Source organism: Pseudomonas sp. Pseusp21, assembly GCF_059492145.1.
This window is the reverse complement of the sequence record NZ_CP168520.1, coordinates 3,517,578-3,531,286: the sequence shown is the minus strand read 5'-3', so window position 1 is coordinate 3,531,286 and position 13,709 is coordinate 3,517,578. Positions and strand designations below refer to the sequence as shown.

Sequence of the window (13,709 nt, the reverse complement as noted above, 5' to 3'; positions counted from 1 at the left end):
AAGCCTGCGAAGACCGAACGGAGTTACAGCGTGAAAGGATGTTCAGTTCTACTCGGTGGCCTTCTGGCCATTGCCGCGTCCGTGGCTTTCGCACCACACGCGTTTGCAGCACCCCAAGTCCTCAAGGAAATCCCGGCAAGCCTATTGGGGGATGGGTCACGGCAAAACGTGTTCGTTCTGGCGGGAGGCGCGGACGAGGCATCCAACCGGTTGTTGATCGCGCCGGTGCAAGCACGTAATGAGGACATATTGCTCGATACGTCCAAGGCTTTGCCGCTGACGAAGAGTCAGTACTCGTCTGATCTTCTGGATAGTTTTAGCGTGCGGGTTTTCAACGGCCGGCCTGGAGCCATGACGGTTGTGGATCCGCAAGAGGAAGAGGTTCTGGTCAAACAGCGGTTCGTTGAGGCAGGGGACTACATTGCGCTGGTGACCAACGAAGAAGACAACGCTGTTTATAACTTCAATCTTTTGTTCACCTTCAATAAAGGCTCAAAGGAGTTTGAGCTGAAGAAAGTGCTGCAAGTGGTCAATAACCACTACTGCGATCGCTCGCTTGTGAGCGTAGCGGAGCTGCCGATTGAGACGTTGGGCCCAACCACTCTGGCTTCATTCAACGGCCTTGAAGCGCTTGAAAAGTTGTGGGCTGCAAACGTTGGCAGCCCTCAGGGCGGTTATAAAAAACTGATGACTGTCGGTTCGGCTGACCTGCTGGATAGAGCGCTGGCAGCCTATCGAAAGGGCGATAGCAGCTCGTTCAAGGAGGTTATGAGTTATATGTTGATGGGATATGACTCGCATAGCGCCTGCTCTCCGGAAAGTTATATCGTCGGAAAGTACTTCTTCTCGCAGCAACCTGGTTGGTCCAACGATGTCGGTTTTCTGCTGGGCGAGGCGGGTTATTACACGGAGTCTATCCAGTTACTGAATGCGGTGATTGCCCACAACCCGGAACGGACGGTGGCTTACCTGAATCTCGCAGACAGCTATTGGGCCATAAACGATAAAGAGCGGGCGGTGCCGGCGTACAAGCAATATGCATCGCGTATGTCGGACGCGGGAAAGGCTTCGAAGATTCCCGCTCGGGTTGCTGAGCGCAGTGCCGGAGTATCCGGATCATGATCAAACTCAAGGCGTTCTTTGGGCTGATCGCAGGTGTTTCTTTGACTGCTTTGCTGGTTCCTGCGCATGCCCAGGAAACCTGCAATCCCGACAGCTTTTCCAATCCCGATTTGGTCATTTGCGGTCAGCAGACTTTCAAGAAAGTCGACGCAGTGTTGAATGAGCAATACAAGAAAACGCTGGTCAGTTTGGCGCCCGCCGACAAGAAGCAACTGACTGACGTGCAAAAGAAGTGGGTGCGCTTCAAAGAGGCGTATTGCGAGGATATTTATCAGTCGGCCTTGCCCGGTGCAGAGGCGCCCATCGAAAAGCTTGGGTGCCTGGTGCAAACAACCAATGCCCGGCTGGGGGAATTGGTTGCTCTGCAGACTGGGTTACCCCTGGACGGTTTTATAAAGCTGCATCGGCCATGGCGGGGCAGGATCGAGAAAAAGGTCTGGTTGCTTCGATGGAGCGATTGGGGGGTGACAACTTCGATGATCCGTTGTGGCGGCAATACGTCGATGGGCACTGTGAAATGAGTGAGCGCGTGTTCCGGGAGGACATCGCTAACTGCGCAGTGCGAATGCGTTTTCAGTTGCCTCTGAATCGTTGAAGGAATGATCAGATTGAAGTCACTGCGAGTTTTATCTGCTGCACTGTTTGTTCTCTTTCCTATGGCGGCGCACAGTGAGGTCTCGACGGAGATTTATTGCTTCCGTTCGCAAGAAAGCGCCAAAAGCATCAATTTCGAACTCAGAACTTATTACGACTCCTTCTCCAAATGGAGCGGAGCGGCTGTCAGGTACAGCAAGTCAAAGAAGGCCATTTCTCTGGTGTATCGGAATACCGAGCAAGAAATTCTGGCAGAGGATCGTCCGTATCAGTTCACTACGACTTGGGTTGAGGTATCGGAGGGCGCGCTGACGGGTGAGTATGAAATGGTGAGTCAGGGTGCCCGGGTCTATGGCATGACTTATACGAACTACAAAACCGGGAAGAAGTACTCCTTCGAACACGATTTCAGTATGGATTTCTCATCGGAGACGGGCTGTCAGTGGTGAGGAATTGGTCAGTTGGAAAAGGGGACTCATCGTCCCCTTTTTTCCGCCCGCGATTCAGCTACGGCTTGGCCTGATACTCCCGAAACTCAATGTGATCGAGCGTGCCTTCCACCATCAACCGCACGCCGTCCGCCATTCTGCTCAGGCCCAGTGCCATCGAGCGGCGGGGGCCGTCGAGGTCGTCGGCCAGGTGGGCGGCGAAGGCGCTGATGGACAGGAGGTCTTCGGAGGCGTTGGCCATGAGGGCTTCGGCGTCGGCGTTGGGGCAGAGGGCGAACAGGCCACCCAGGCGTTTTGGGCGTGGGGCGCTGGGTTTGAAATGGTGGTCGAGGGCGCGTTCGGCGGCTTCGTGGAGTTTCTTCGAGTCTGGGAATTCGTAAGGGGAAACTTCTTCGTCAGTGAAGGTTGGGTCGATCATCGGTGTAAATCCTTTTGAGTTGGAAAGATTTGCTCCGGTTTTCGGACTTGCACATCCGGTCACCGATTTTGCGGTGACACACAGAGGCTATCGACGATGGTCCAGCCTGCCTAGTTCATGGACAGCACCGCAGTTTGAAGGACATTTCCCAAGGATTTGCGGGTTAGAGGAACAAGAAACCATTGCTATCGGCAGCTCCTACAGGAATGTGTTTCTTCAGGTGTAGGACGGGGGGATGGTGTGACGCGGAGCGTCACGGGAGGCATTCCCACGCGGAGCGTGGGAACGATCAGGCTCAAGGGTTTGGAAGCGTGACTTGGTAGTCATCATGCGAGAAAAGACCTGCATCGTCTTCTATCAATCCAGGATAGTGGCGAATCCATCCGAATCCCTTACACTCCCCCAGCCGTTCATTTTCCTTTTGAGGCTGTGCGCATGAAATTTCGTTTTCTTCTGTGGATGCTGGGTCTGTTGATGGGGAAGGCCAGTCGGACAAATCCTGCGTTCCAGCAGCAGTTGGGTGACAAGGATCTGGTGTTTCAGCTGCAGACTCTGGACGGGAAGGTGGCGCGGCATTTCGTGGTGAAGGACCAGCGCATTACCAGCAAGTCTGGTGTGGTGGCGGAGCCGGCGTTTGCGATTGCGTTCAAGGACGCGGCGTTCGGGTTTGCCACGATGCAGGCGAAGAACAAGCAACTGGCGTTCATGCAGGGGATTCAGGACAAGTCGATTCAGCTCAAGGGCAACCCGGCGCTGGTCATGTGGTTTCAGGGGTTGATGAAGTATTTGAAGCCTAGGAAGGCCAAGCCGAAGTCATAGGTCTTGCAGGTAGTTTGCCGGGAAGGTCCAGCGTTTTCAGCTGTCCGGTTCAGGGGGCTCGGCGTCCAGTGGCTGGCCCCGGTACGTCTTGTAGATCTGCTGGACTTTCGGGTTGTCCAGCTTCTCGTAAGCGATGTCTTCCTTGTCCAGGCCATCCAGGCCTCTGATGCCACTGATGGTCTCTGGCCATTCGTCACGACTGGATATATCGACTACGAACGGGTTGAGGTAGTTATCGAGATGCCTTTCGCGAGGTTCTCGGATCTCGTCGCTGAGTGCCCGCAAGTAGTCGTCTTTGTTTGTTCTTGACCAGTCGATGGCGAACCCGGCTCGATAACAGAGTTCCATGAAGACCAATAGAATCGCGCGTCCATTGCCGTCCAGGAAGGGGTGTGCGAAAGCCAGTTGGCCCATCACTCCACCGGGATGGTCTCTGAAGCGTTTTTTGTCTGATGCGAGCTTGAGCGCATAGTCGACAGACATTTTGATGGAGTCCGGGCGCTCGAAGACGGTGCTGCGAGGGTCGTCGAGAGAGCCCTTGAAGACTGCCAGGTGAGGGACAAGCTCGTTCCGGTCTTTTCCTGCCCAGTGATAGAAGCCGGAGAACAGGATTTCGTGAACCTTGAGTACAGTCTGGTAATCGATTGGCTTTTTCTTGGCCAGATAGGCAAGCGCCTCTTCGATACTCAATTCGAACGAAAGATGCTCTGACTCTTTTACTTCAACGGGATCTTTCAGTTGCAGCGAGTTTTGAAGATATCCAGCCTTGTCGAAGTCGCCGAATGGATCAAAAGTCATGCGCTACGTTTCTGTGCGCGCCTTTCTTGAAGATAGCGCCCTTGGAGCGCCAGGATTTCAGATTTGCTCAGAACGCCTTTTCGCTTGAGATTGACGAGCAACTGTTCGATGCCATCCAGCTCGACGACATCGCCAGACAAGCGGGTAATCCCCACGGCCATACGACTCATGCCGTCACGACTGGCTGTAACCTTGTTGTCTTTGGCAAGCTTGCGCACTTCGCTCGCAACGCTGACAGCATCTGTTTGGGTCATCGGAAATTCCTCTGAATGCCGTCAAATCATAGCAGGGCGCTTGTTTGCTGTCGTTGCTGGCAAAGTGGCCGAAATCTGTGGAGCCAGGGCCCAATCTGCAATCAAAACAGGCCCTGGTTGACGTTCCGAAGAATGCTTTAAGCCTGGCTGAACTGCGAAGCCAGTTCACGCAGCAGGACTTCGGCTTCCAGGACTTTGCTGACCACATCATTGGCCTTGTCACGAGTCAGGCCAACGCGTTCCAGCAGCGCATCCGGGATGTCTTCATCCGGGCCGGAGCCGATCCCGCGACTGCGCAGCAGGCGCACGGCCAGGCAGACGAGGTTCGGGTATTCGGCGTAGGCGCCGTCGTAGTTCGGGTCGTGCTGGAAGCGCAGGGCGGTGGCCAGTTCGTCCGGCATGTCCCAGTAGCGCATCAGCCAGGAGCCGATCTGTTCACGACTGATGCCCAGCAGGTGTTGCTCGACATAGCTGTGGCACAGGTGCGGGTTGACCTCCAGGTGGCGGCAGATCAGCGAGAAGTGCGGCGGGAACACGTGGGCCAGCAGCAGGTAGCCGAAGTTGTGCAGGAGGCCGGCGAGGTAGGTCAGGCCGGATTCCGGGCGCTGGGCACGCGGCATGGCGCGGGTCAGGCCTTCGATGACGGCGGCGGTGTAGATCGACTGTTGCCAGTACGGCGTGGTGTGTTGCGGGTGATCCTTGGGCAGGCTCAGGGTCTTGCCGAGGGCCAGGCCCAGCGCCAGGTTGATCACCAGGTCGAAGCCCAGCACGCGGACGATCGCGTCTTCCACCGAACGGATCTTGCCCGGCGAGGCGTAGTACGGCGACGCCGCCCAGCTCACCACTTGCGCGGCCAGTGCCGGGTCGGTTTCGACCACGCCGGTGATGTCGTCGATGGTGGCGTTCGGGTCGACGCGCAGCTTGATGATTTTTTGTGCGGTTTCGGCCAGCGGCGGAATTTCGATGGTCGCTTCCAGACGCTGCTGGATGCGTCGCGCGGTGAACGCCTGCACGGCCTGGGTGATTTCCTCGCGGTCATCGTCCGGGCGGTCGAGGTTCGGGCGGATGCTGCTCAGGGCTTCGCCAAAGTTGGCGGCGCTGGCCTTGGTCAGCATGGTCTTGAAGTCTTCGCTGGCGATTTCCAGCAGCAGGCCCGGCTCGCCGGAGTTGATCAGCAACTTCGGCTCGCGCAGCAGGCCTTCTTCGTAGAGGCACGGCGAACTGGTCAGCGCCGGCAGGCCCGGCAGCAGGCTCAGGCTGTGTTTGCCGAGCATCTTTTCCAGGCGTTCGGTGGACACGGCGGTCAGGCGACGGCCCGTCAGCTCGGCGAGGCGGTTGAGATCCAGCAACTGGCTCTGTGGAAACAGCACCATCAGCGCACCGACCGCGTCGTCCAGCAACACCGCCTGCACTTTGCGCGAGGCGTTGAGGCCGTGGTGGTCGAGCACTTCTTCGTAGGCGACGCCCAGCTTGTTGAGCAGCAGCCGAATAACAGACGGAGCGTGCGGGGATTCGGGGGCGAGAGCAGCTTCGGTCATGGTCTGTATCCGTTTTTGAAACAATTGCAGGAGTATAACCAGCTTGGTTGGAACGAGCTGTCAGAAACTGCGACGGTGCTCACACTTGGCCGTATTGCTGCCCGTGTCGCAGCCAGCGGTCGAGCAACGGGCTGACGTGGGTGGGCCAGCGTTCTAGCAAAGCCTGGGCGGCATCGCGCACGGCGGGCAGCAGATCGGCGTCGCGCATCAGGTCGGCGACCTTGAATTGCAGCAGGCCGGTCTGGCGGGTGCCGAGCATTTCGCCGGGGCCGCGCAGTTCGAGGTCTTTTTCGGCGATGACGAAACCGTCGTTGGTCTCGCGCATGATGCCCAGGCGCTGGCGGCCGATTTGCGACAGCGGCGGATGGTAGAGCAGCACGCAATGGCTGACCGCGCTGCCCCGGCCGACGCGACCGCGCAACTGGTGCAGTTGCGCAAGGCCCAGGCGCTCGGGGTTTTCGATGATCATCAGGCTGGCGTTGGGCACGTCGACACCGACTTCGATCACGGTGGTGGCGACCAGCAGTTGCAGGTTGCCGGCCTTGAATTCGGCCATGACGGCGGCTTTCTCGGCGGGTTTCATGCGGCCGTGGATCAGCCCGACCTTCAGTTCGCCGAGGGCGGCGGTCAGGTCTTCAAACGTGGTTTCGGCGGCCTGGCAGGTCAGCTCTTCGGACTCTTCGATCAGCGTGCACACCCAATAGGCCTGACGGCCCTCGGCGCAGGCGCTGCGTACCCGCTCGATGACTTCGACGCGACGGGTGTCGGTGACCAGCACGGTGTTGACCGGGGTTCGGCCGGGCGGCAGTTCGTCGAGGATCGAGGTGTCGAGGTCGGCGTAGGCGCTCATCGCCAGTGTTCGCGGAATCGGCGTGGCGGTCATGATCAGTTGATGCGGGCACATGCGCCCGCCGACGCCTTTCTGCCGCAGCGCCAGACGTTGCTGCACGCCGAAGCGGTGTTGTTCGTCGATGATCACCAGCGCGAGATTCTTGAACTGCACTTCGTCCTGGAACAGCGCGTGGGTGCCGACCACCATCGGCGTGCCGCTGGCGATCTGTTCCAGCGCGGCGACGCGGTTCTTGCCCTTGAGCTTGCCGGCCAGCCACGCCACGTCGATGCCCAGCGGTTCGAGCCAGCGTTTGAAGGTGATGAAGTGCTGCTCGGCGAGGATCTCGGTCGGCGCCATCAGCGCGACCTGGTAGCCAGCCTCCAGCGCTTGCAGCGCGGCGAGGGCGGCGACCACGGTTTTACCCGCGCCGACGTCGCCCTGAATCAATCGCAGCATCGGTTCGTGCTGGCTGAGGTCGTAGGCGATTTCGTTGCCGACCCGCTGTTGCGCGCCGGTCGGATTGAAGCCGAGGTTGGCCAGGTATTTCGCCGGCAGCTTGGTGGCTTTCGGCATCGCCGGCGCGCGCAGGGAGCGCATGCTTTCGCGCAGGCGCTGCTGCGATAGCTGGTGAGTCAGCAGTTCCTCGAAAGCGAGGCGATGCTGGGCCCAGTGATGGCCGAGGGCGAGTTCGTCGACGTCGGCATCGGCGGGCGGGTTGTGCAGGTAGCGGATCGCGTCGGCCAGCGGCGCCAGTTGATAGTCGCGGGCCAGTTCGGTCGGCAGCCAGTCGGGCAGGGTGGATGGCTTGAGCAGGGTCAGGGTCTGCATGCACAACTGGCGCAGACGCGCCTGTGTCAGGCCTTCGGTCAGCGGGTAGACCGGGGTCAGGGTTTCATCCACCGGTGGCGGTTCGTCGCCGTTGATGGCGCGGTATTCCGGGTGGTAGATCTCCAGCCCCGAGGCGCCGGGCCGGGCTTCACCGTAGCAGCGAATCCGCGTGCCGCGCTTGAGGCCTTCTTTCTGCGCGTTGCTGAAGTGGTAGAAGCGCAGGCTCAGTCCGCCGGTGCCGTCCTGCAAACGCACGACGAGGCTGCGACGCCGGCCCATGACCACGTCGGCGCCGCTGACGGTGCCTTCGACCACGGCGTCCTGTCCCGGCCGCAACGCGCCGATCGGCACCACGCGGGTGCGATCCTGATAACGCAGCGGCAGGTGGAACAGCACGTCCTGGAGGTTTTCCAGACCGACCTTGGCCAGTTTCTCGGCCATGGCTTCACCGACACCCTTGAGTGCGGTGACCGAGACCTGCGACAGCTCCGTCATGACGCTGGCTTAACCGGCCGTGACCGGCGCGGCAGGCTTGGCGACCGAGCACAGGCGTATGGAGTCGGCGAGGATCTCGATGGCTTTCGGCCGTGGGAAGCTCGCACGCCAGGCGATGGCCACGGTGCGGAACGGCACCGGTGCCGACAGCGGGCGCACTTCGATCACGCCGGGGGCGTAGTGGTGGCTGTCCACCGCTGACAGCGGCAGGATCGAGATGCCCAGACCGGACGCGACCATGTGGCGAATGGTTTCCAGTGAGCTGGATTCGACCGTGGTGTGCTTGGCGCCGTCGTTGCCCTTGGTCAGGGTCGGGCAGGCTTCCAGCACTTGATCGCGGAAGCAGTGGCCTTCGCCGAGCAGCAGCAGGCTCTTGTCGTTGAGCAGCGCGGCGTCGATGGATTCTTTCTGGGTCCACGGGTGCTGGGCCGGCATCAGGACGTAGAACGGCTCGTCGTAGAGTTGCAGGGTCAGCACGTCGGCTTCGTTGAACGGCAGGGCGATGATGATCGCGTCCAGCTCGCCGTTGCGCAGTTTGTCGCGCAGCACGTGGGTGAAGTTTTCTTCGATGTACAACGGCATCTGCGGGGCGACCCGGTGCAGTTGTGGAATCAGGTGCGGGAACAGGTACGGGCCGACGGTGTAGATCGCGCCGACTTTCAGCGGGGCGGTCAGCTGGTTCTTGCCGGCCTGGGCCAGTTCGCGGATGCCCTGGGCCTGCTCCAGCACTTTCTGCGCCTGGGCGACGATGCCTTCACCGACCGGGGTCAGGCGCACGGCGCTTTTGCTGCGCTCGAAAATCAGCACACCGAGTTCGTCTTCAAGCTTTTTCACGCCCACCGACAGGGTCGGCTGGCTGACGTGGCAACGCTCGGCCGCGTGGCCGAAATGCTGCTCTTGGGCGAGGGTAACGATGTAGCGTAATTCTGTGAGAGTCATAGCAAGCGTCCATGAAGATGCGGGCCAAGCATACCGGCTGCAATCGATAGACGCACGTTATCAGACTGAGTGATGAATGCGACACCGGGCAATGCCGGTTTGCCGTGGATGGATAAGCGAAAGGCACCTTTCGGTGCCTTTTGGGCTGGATCAGGCCGGGCTTCGCGAGTGCGAATCAGCGGCGGCGCTCCAGCGAGTACACAAACGGCGCAACGATTTCGATCGCGCCATTGGTCAGCATGTCCGCCGGTGGCTTGGGCAGCGGCTGGGCGCGGCGGATCATTTCCAGGGTGGCCCGGTCCAGATCGGCGTTGCCGGAGCGGCTCACCAGTTCGAACGACAGCACGTTGCCTTCGCCATCAACCACGAAACGCAACCGGTTCAAGCCTTCCTTGCCCCGTGCCTGAGCGCTGGCCGGGTACTTCTTGTACTTGGCCAGATGCGCGAGCAGGGTGCCTTGCCAGCTGGCCTTGGCGGCCAATTGTGCAGGCGACGGGCCCGGTGCAGGCTGGGCGGATTTCTCCGTCGGGGCCTGAGTCGGCTGGGTATCGGCCGGCTTCTCTTCGGACGGTTTCTCCTTCGGCGGATCGGGCAGTTTCTTCTCGATCGGCTTCGGCGGTTTGGGTTTCGGCTTGGGCTTGGGGTTGGGCACCGCGATCTCGGCTTTCGGCGCTTCGGCCAGTTTCGGGATCGGCAGTTCCTCAGCCGGAGCCGGTGGCTGCGGTGGCGTGACGACTTTCGGCGGTGCGGGCGGTGGCGGGGCCGGAACCGGTGCCAGCTCGACCATCATTGCCTGCGGCGGCAATTCGATGGGCGGGCGGACGTTCCAGTTCAGCGCCAGCGCGATGGCCAGCGCGTGAACACCCAGCACCACGGCCAGGCTACCGCTGTAACGCGTCAGCTTATGGCGCGTGGTGATCATTTCTTGACTGCGCTCTCGAGTCCGACCAGACCGACCTTCAGGTAACCGGCAGCGCGCAGGTTATCCATCACGCTCATCAGGTCGCCGTAATCCACACCTTTGTCGGCCTGGAAGAAGATCGTCGTGTCTTTCTTGCCCTGGGTCTTGGCGTCAAGGACGGCGCCGAGGGTTTCGGCTTTCACTTCGTCATCGCCAATGAACAGGCGCTGGTCAGCCTTCACGCTGAGGAACACCGGTTTCTCCGGCCGCGGCGCCGGTTTGGCGGTCGAGGCAGGCAGGTCAACCTTGATGTCCACGGTGGCCAGCGGCGCGGCCACCATGAAGATGATCAACAGCACCAGCATCACGTCGATGAACGGCGTGACGTTGATTTCGTGGTTCTCGGCCAGATCGTCGTCTGCGCCTTCTTTCAAATGCAGGCCCATGGCCGATTACCCCACTTTCACCATGTGCGGTTGCGAGCTGTTGCGCTCAGGCTGGTGGTCGAGGTCGCGGCTGACCAGCAGCAGCACCTGAGCCGACGCATCGGACACCTGAGCCTTGTAACCGGCGATGGAGCGGGCAAAGACGTTGTAGATGACCACGGCAGGAATCGCGGCCACCAGACCCAGTGCGGTAGCCAGCAGCGCTTCAGCGATACCCGGTGCTACGACGGCAAGGTTGGTGGTCTGGGTTTTGGCGATGCCGATGAAGCTGTTCATGATGCCCCACACGGTACCGAACAGGCCGACGAACGGTGCGGTGGAACCGATGGTGGCGAGGACGCCGGTGCCGCTGCTCATGTTGCGGCCACAGGCTGCGACCAGGCGCTCGAGGCGGAAGCTGACGCGTTCCTTGATGCCTTCTTTCTCGCGGGCGTTGGTCGACAGGCGCATTTCTTCCAGCGCGTCGTGTACCAGCAGGTTGGCGAGGGTGCCTTCCTTCGCGGCGGTGGCGCTGGCCTCTTTGAGCGTGGCGGCTTTTTTCAGGGCGGCAATCTCGCCGCGCAGACGACGCTTGGCGCCCATCAGCTCGAAGCCCTTGGCGATCCAGATGGTCCAGGTGATGATCGAGGCGATGGCCAGACCGATCATCACGGCTTTAACGATGACGTCGGCGTTCTGGTACATGCCCCATGGCGACAGGTCGTGGGCCATGCCCAGGGTGTTGTCGGCTTCAAGGACTTCCGGCGCGTCGGCGGCGCTGGCGTCTACGGCCTGCACCGGATCGGTCGCGGCAGGTGCAGCAGCCGGAGCGCTTTGCTCGGTGGCGGCTGGCGCGGCCGGGGCTTGTGCGTCAGCGAAGGCGGCGGCTGGCGCCAGCATCAGGCTGACCAGCAGGGCAGCCACGGCGCTCCAGGCGCGAGGTCGGTTGGTTGGCGAAGCGGAGTTTTGAATGCGTGTCATGCTGGCCGGACCTGAGATAGAAAAACGGTGATGCTCTTCCAGGCCTCGTGAGGCCGAGAACAAAAGTGGCGTGCATTATTGCAAGTAATTCTTGTTAACAAAAGTAATAGAGTTGCTTTTTTTCCTTGATTGCTAGCCGCTCGTCCCTTGCCGAGGCTAGTCTGTCGCTTTCCGATGGGAGATTTTTGATGTCCGCGCCTTCTGTTTTGATCGCCGGTTGTGGTGATGTCGGCAGTCGTCTGGCCACGCAATTGCTGGCTGCCGGCTTCCAGGTCTACGGCCTGCGCCGTGATATTTCACGTTTGCCGGACGGCGTTATCGGTGTGGCCGGTGACTTGTTCAATGAGGATTGCCCCGAGACGTGGCCGGTGGGCGCTATCGATTACCTGGTGTATAGCGCGGCGGCTACTGATCACGATGAAGCCGGTTATCGCGCGGCTTATGTGCAGGGTTTGCAGCATGTGCTGGGTTGGCTGAACGATTACGGTCAGGAGCCTGAGCGGTTGCTGTTTGTTTCCAGCAGCAGTGTTTATGGCCAGCAGAACGGCGAATGGGTCGATGAAAAGTCCGAAACCGTCGCTGCGGGTTATTCCGGTCGGGTGATGCTGGAGGCCGAGCAGGTTGCGCTCAACAGCGGCATTCCTGCGAGCATCGTGCGCCTGACGGGTATTTATGGCCCTGGTCGTGAATGGCTGCTGACCCAGGTGCGTCGGGGTTATCGCGTGGCGGTCGATCCGCCGCTGTATGGCAATCGCATCCATGCCGATGACGCGGCGGGGTTGATGGCGTTTCTGCTGGAAGCGGCTCGCAGAGGCGGGGCGCTGGATGACATCTATATCGGCGTGGACGATGCGCCGGCGCCGCTGGCCGAGGTGGTAGCGTGGCTGCGTGAGTATCTGGGTGTCACCGAGTGGTCGGAAGACGAGAGCGTGCGTCGCACCGGCAGCAAACGTTGCAGCAATGCCCGGGCGAAGGCGCTGGGATGGGTGCCGAAGTATCCGAGTTATCGCGAGGGGTATGCCGCGATTCTTGAGGGGCGCTGCTGATCTTCAGGCGTAAAAAAGGCGGGAGCAAATGCTTGCTCCCGCCTTTTTTGTCTCAAGCGCCGATCACTGCTTCTCGAGCAACCACTTGCGTTCACCCGGGGTGAACTGCGGTTGTTCGTCCGCCAGTGCCGTGTTCACGGCCTGCAGGATTTCCAGCTCTTTGCCCTTGCGAACAAAGATCCAGTTGTTGCCCTGGCCGTTCTGCTGCAACCACATGCTGTCGTTGCCGCTGCTCATCGATGCGCAATCGCCTGCGAGGCACAGCGCATAGCGGTCGGCACCCGGCAGGCCGGAGACTTGACCGTCCGCCTGGAACTGCACGGTGGCGCCTTCGCCCTGGCCGCTGGTGATCGTCCAGTTGCCGCCCAGATAAGCGGAATACAGCGCGCGTTCGAAGCTGGCGCCGATCGGTGCGCCGTCCGGCACCGGGATCTGTGCGCGGTCGAAGACTTGTTCCGGTTCATTTTCGTTGGCAGCTTGTTGCAGTTGGCCGCCGTCGCGTTTCAGCTCGCTGGCGGAGCTGCCATAGAAGTCGACTTTCCAGGCGCCGGACTGTTCGCCGAGCAAGCGACCTTCGACGTTTTCGAAACCGTTGGTGTAGCGGGCCTGACCGGCCTTGGTGTTGACGTCCCACTCCAGGTTCGGGCCGTAAGCCTGAAGCGCTTCGCGCAGGGGGCCGCCCTTGGCAGCGGCATCGATGGCGACCTGATTAATCCAGGTGCCGCTGATGTCACGGTCGGCAGGGTTGCTGGCGCAACCGCCGAGGAAAATGGCGAGCAGCGAGAGAGCAAGCGCTTTGCGCATGGTGGAATCCTTTCAAAACCTTTTCTTTACCGCAGAGCAGTCGGCGCGGCGTGAGGCCGCGCCGTGCGCATTACTCGATGACCAGAATGGCATCCATTTCAACCTGCGAACCCTTTGGCAGGGCTGCCACGCCGATGGCGGCGCGCGCCGGGTACGGCTGGTCGAAGTACTTGCCCATGATCTCGTTGACCTTGGCGAAGTGGCTCAGGTCGGTGAGGAAGATGTTCAGCTTGACGATGTCCTTGAACGAACCACCGGCGGCTTCGGCCACGGCTTTCAGGTTCTCGAACACCTGGACGGTCTGGGCTTCGAAGCCTTCGACTAGTTCCATGGTTTTTGGATCGAGGGGAATCTGACCCGACATGTAAACGGTGTTACCGGCCTTGATCGCCTGGGAGTAAGTGCCGATGGCGGCCGGGGCCTTGTCGCTGGTGATAACAGTCTTGGTCATGTATGACTCCTTGTA

General features: G+C 60.4%; 16 protein-coding genes. 5 read left to right on the top strand and 11 right to left on the bottom strand.

The features are described 5' to 3' along the window. Window positions 1-30: 30 nt before the first annotated feature. The 3 genes from ACEN93_RS16175 (at window position 31) to ACEN93_RS16165 (ending at window position 2,165) form a co-directional block, all read left to right on the top strand. Window positions 31-1,122 carry a tetratricopeptide repeat protein gene (locus ACEN93_RS16175; RefSeq protein WP_495610260.1) on the top strand — a complete coding sequence of 364 codons (1,092 nt, stop codon included), beginning with the start codon at window positions 31-33 and terminating at the stop codon, window positions 1,120-1,122. After that, window positions 1,119-1,643, top strand: a complete 525-nt coding sequence (locus ACEN93_RS16170; protein ID WP_495610259.1) for a lysozyme inhibitor LprI family protein — start codon at window positions 1,119-1,121, stop codon at window positions 1,641-1,643. The genes ACEN93_RS16175 and ACEN93_RS16170 overlap by 4 nt, the downstream gene beginning before the upstream one ends. Window positions 1,644-1,730: 87 nt before the next feature. Next, window positions 1,731-2,165 carry a hypothetical protein gene (locus ACEN93_RS16165; RefSeq protein ID WP_309295773.1) on the top strand — a complete coding sequence of 145 codons (435 nt, stop codon included), beginning with the start codon at window positions 1,731-1,733 and terminating at the stop codon, window positions 2,163-2,165. Between the two features lie 58 nt (window positions 2,166-2,223). Here the strand turns inward: ACEN93_RS16165 and ACEN93_RS16160 are convergent, their stop codons facing one another. Further along, window positions 2,224-2,583, bottom strand: a complete 360-nt coding sequence (locus tag ACEN93_RS16160; protein ID WP_108563571.1) for a DUF6124 family protein — start codon at window positions 2,581-2,583, stop codon at window positions 2,224-2,226. A gap of 435 nt (window positions 2,584-3,018) precedes the next feature. Between ACEN93_RS16160 and ACEN93_RS16155 the strand changes: the two genes are divergently transcribed. Continuing rightward, the gene (locus ACEN93_RS16155) at window positions 3,019-3,402 is read left to right on the top strand and encodes an SCP2 sterol-binding domain-containing protein (protein ID WP_039765176.1); all 384 of its coding nucleotides are present in this window, start codon (window positions 3,019-3,021) and stop codon (window positions 3,400-3,402) included. A 36-nt stretch (window positions 3,403-3,438) separates the two neighbouring features. On the opposite strand, the gene ACEN93_RS16150 is transcribed toward ACEN93_RS16155, so the two are convergent. The 8 genes from ACEN93_RS16150 to exbB form a co-directional block, all read right to left on the bottom strand. Beyond that, window positions 3,439-4,200 carry a Fic/DOC family protein gene (locus ACEN93_RS16150; RefSeq protein ID WP_074689967.1) on the bottom strand — a complete coding sequence of 254 codons (762 nt, stop codon included), beginning with the start codon at window positions 4,198-4,200 and terminating at the stop codon, window positions 3,439-3,441. After that, window positions 4,197-4,454: a hypothetical protein gene (locus tag ACEN93_RS16145; protein ID WP_039765180.1), complete on the bottom strand. Its 258-nt coding sequence runs from the start codon at window positions 4,452-4,454 to the stop codon at window positions 4,197-4,199. Before ACEN93_RS16145 ends, ACEN93_RS16150 begins: the two co-directional genes overlap by 4 nt. A gap of 137 nt (window positions 4,455-4,591) precedes the next feature. Further along, window positions 4,592-5,992, bottom strand: coding sequence for an aminoacyl-tRNA deacylase and HDOD domain-containing protein (locus ACEN93_RS16140; RefSeq protein ID WP_039765182.1), 1,401 nt, complete (start codon window positions 5,990-5,992; stop codon window positions 4,592-4,594). A gap of 79 nt (window positions 5,993-6,071) precedes the next feature. Continuing rightward, window positions 6,072-8,147 (bottom strand): ATP-dependent DNA helicase RecG, encoded by a 2,076-nt coding sequence (gene recG, locus ACEN93_RS16135; RefSeq protein ID WP_074689971.1) that lies wholly within the window; start codon window positions 8,145-8,147, stop codon window positions 6,072-6,074. 9 nt (window positions 8,148-8,156) lie between these two features. Then, entirely contained in the window at window positions 8,157-9,086 is a 930-nt protein-coding gene (locus ACEN93_RS16130; RefSeq protein WP_007954418.1) for a hydrogen peroxide-inducible genes activator, read from the bottom strand. Between the two features lie 175 nt (window positions 9,087-9,261). After that, window positions 9,262-10,008: a TonB family protein gene (locus ACEN93_RS16125; RefSeq protein ID WP_490840548.1), complete on the bottom strand. Its 747-nt coding sequence runs from the start codon at window positions 10,006-10,008 to the stop codon at window positions 9,262-9,264. After that, entirely contained in the window at window positions 10,005-10,433 is a 429-nt protein-coding gene (gene exbD, locus ACEN93_RS16120) for a TonB system transport protein ExbD (RefSeq protein WP_039765185.1), read from the bottom strand. Before exbD ends, ACEN93_RS16125 begins: the two co-directional genes overlap by 4 nt. 6 nt (window positions 10,434-10,439) lie before the next feature. Further along, entirely contained in the window at window positions 10,440-11,393 is a 954-nt protein-coding gene (exbB, locus tag ACEN93_RS16115) for a tonB-system energizer ExbB (RefSeq protein WP_064600426.1), read from the bottom strand. A gap of 188 nt (window positions 11,394-11,581) precedes the next feature. Between exbB and ACEN93_RS16110 the strand changes: the two genes are divergently transcribed. After that, entirely contained in the window at window positions 11,582-12,439 is an 858-nt protein-coding gene (locus tag ACEN93_RS16110) for an SDR family oxidoreductase (RefSeq protein ID WP_103385864.1), read from the top strand. A gap of 63 nt (window positions 12,440-12,502) precedes the next feature. Here ACEN93_RS16110 and ACEN93_RS16105 read toward each other — a convergent pair whose 3' ends face one another. Together ACEN93_RS16105 and ACEN93_RS16100 are read right to left on the bottom strand one after the other, a co-directional pair. Then, on the bottom strand, window positions 12,503-13,243 hold the full coding sequence (locus ACEN93_RS16105) for a putative periplasmic lipoprotein (protein ID WP_074689978.1): 741 nt from the start codon (window positions 13,241-13,243) through the stop codon (window positions 12,503-12,505). Window positions 13,244-13,313: 70 nt separating this feature from the next. After that, a complete protein-coding gene (locus ACEN93_RS16100; protein ID WP_003229509.1) occupies window positions 13,314-13,694 on the bottom strand; it encodes a RidA family protein in 381 nt (126 codons plus the stop codon). Window positions 13,695-13,709: the final 15 nt, after the last annotated feature.

Coding starts and splice junctions, on each gene's coding strand:
- ACEN93_RS16170 (WP_495610259.1), top strand. CDS start 1,119: ATGATCAAACTCAAGGCGTTCTTTGGGCTGATCGCAGGTGTTTCTTTG.
- ACEN93_RS16160 (WP_108563571.1), bottom strand. CDS start 2,583: ATGATCGACCCAACCTTCACTGACGAAGAAGTTTCCCCTTACGAATTC.
- ACEN93_RS16155 (WP_039765176.1), top strand. CDS start 3,019: ATGAAATTTCGTTTTCTTCTGTGGATGCTGGGTCTGTTGATGGGGAAG.
- ACEN93_RS16150 (WP_074689967.1), bottom strand. CDS start 4,200: ATGACTTTTGATCCATTCGGCGACTTCGACAAGGCTGGATATCTTCAA.
- ACEN93_RS16145 (WP_039765180.1), bottom strand. CDS start 4,454: ATGACCCAAACAGATGCTGTCAGCGTTGCGAGCGAAGTGCGCAAGCTT.
- ACEN93_RS16140 (WP_039765182.1), bottom strand. CDS start 5,992: ATGACCGAAGCTGCTCTCGCCCCCGAATCCCCGCACGCTCCGTCTGTT.
- recG (WP_074689971.1), bottom strand. CDS start 8,147: ATGACGGAGCTGTCGCAGGTCTCGGTCACCGCACTCAAGGGTGTCGGT.
- ACEN93_RS16130 (WP_007954418.1), bottom strand. CDS start 9,086: ATGACTCTCACAGAATTACGCTACATCGTTACCCTCGCCCAAGAGCAG.
- ACEN93_RS16125 (WP_490840548.1), bottom strand. CDS start 10,008: ATGATCACCACGCGCCATAAGCTGACGCGTTACAGCGGTAGCCTGGCC.
- exbD (WP_039765185.1), bottom strand. CDS start 10,433: ATGGGCCTGCATTTGAAAGAAGGCGCAGACGACGATCTGGCCGAGAAC.
- exbB (WP_064600426.1), bottom strand. CDS start 11,393: ATGACACGCATTCAAAACTCCGCTTCGCCAACCAACCGACCTCGCGCC.
- ACEN93_RS16110 (WP_103385864.1), top strand. CDS start 11,582: ATGTCCGCGCCTTCTGTTTTGATCGCCGGTTGTGGTGATGTCGGCAGT.
- ACEN93_RS16105 (WP_074689978.1), bottom strand. CDS start 13,243: ATGCGCAAAGCGCTTGCTCTCTCGCTGCTCGCCATTTTCCTCGGCGGT.
- ACEN93_RS16100 (WP_003229509.1), bottom strand. CDS start 13,694: ATGACCAAGACTGTTATCACCAGCGACAAGGCCCCGGCCGCCATCGGC.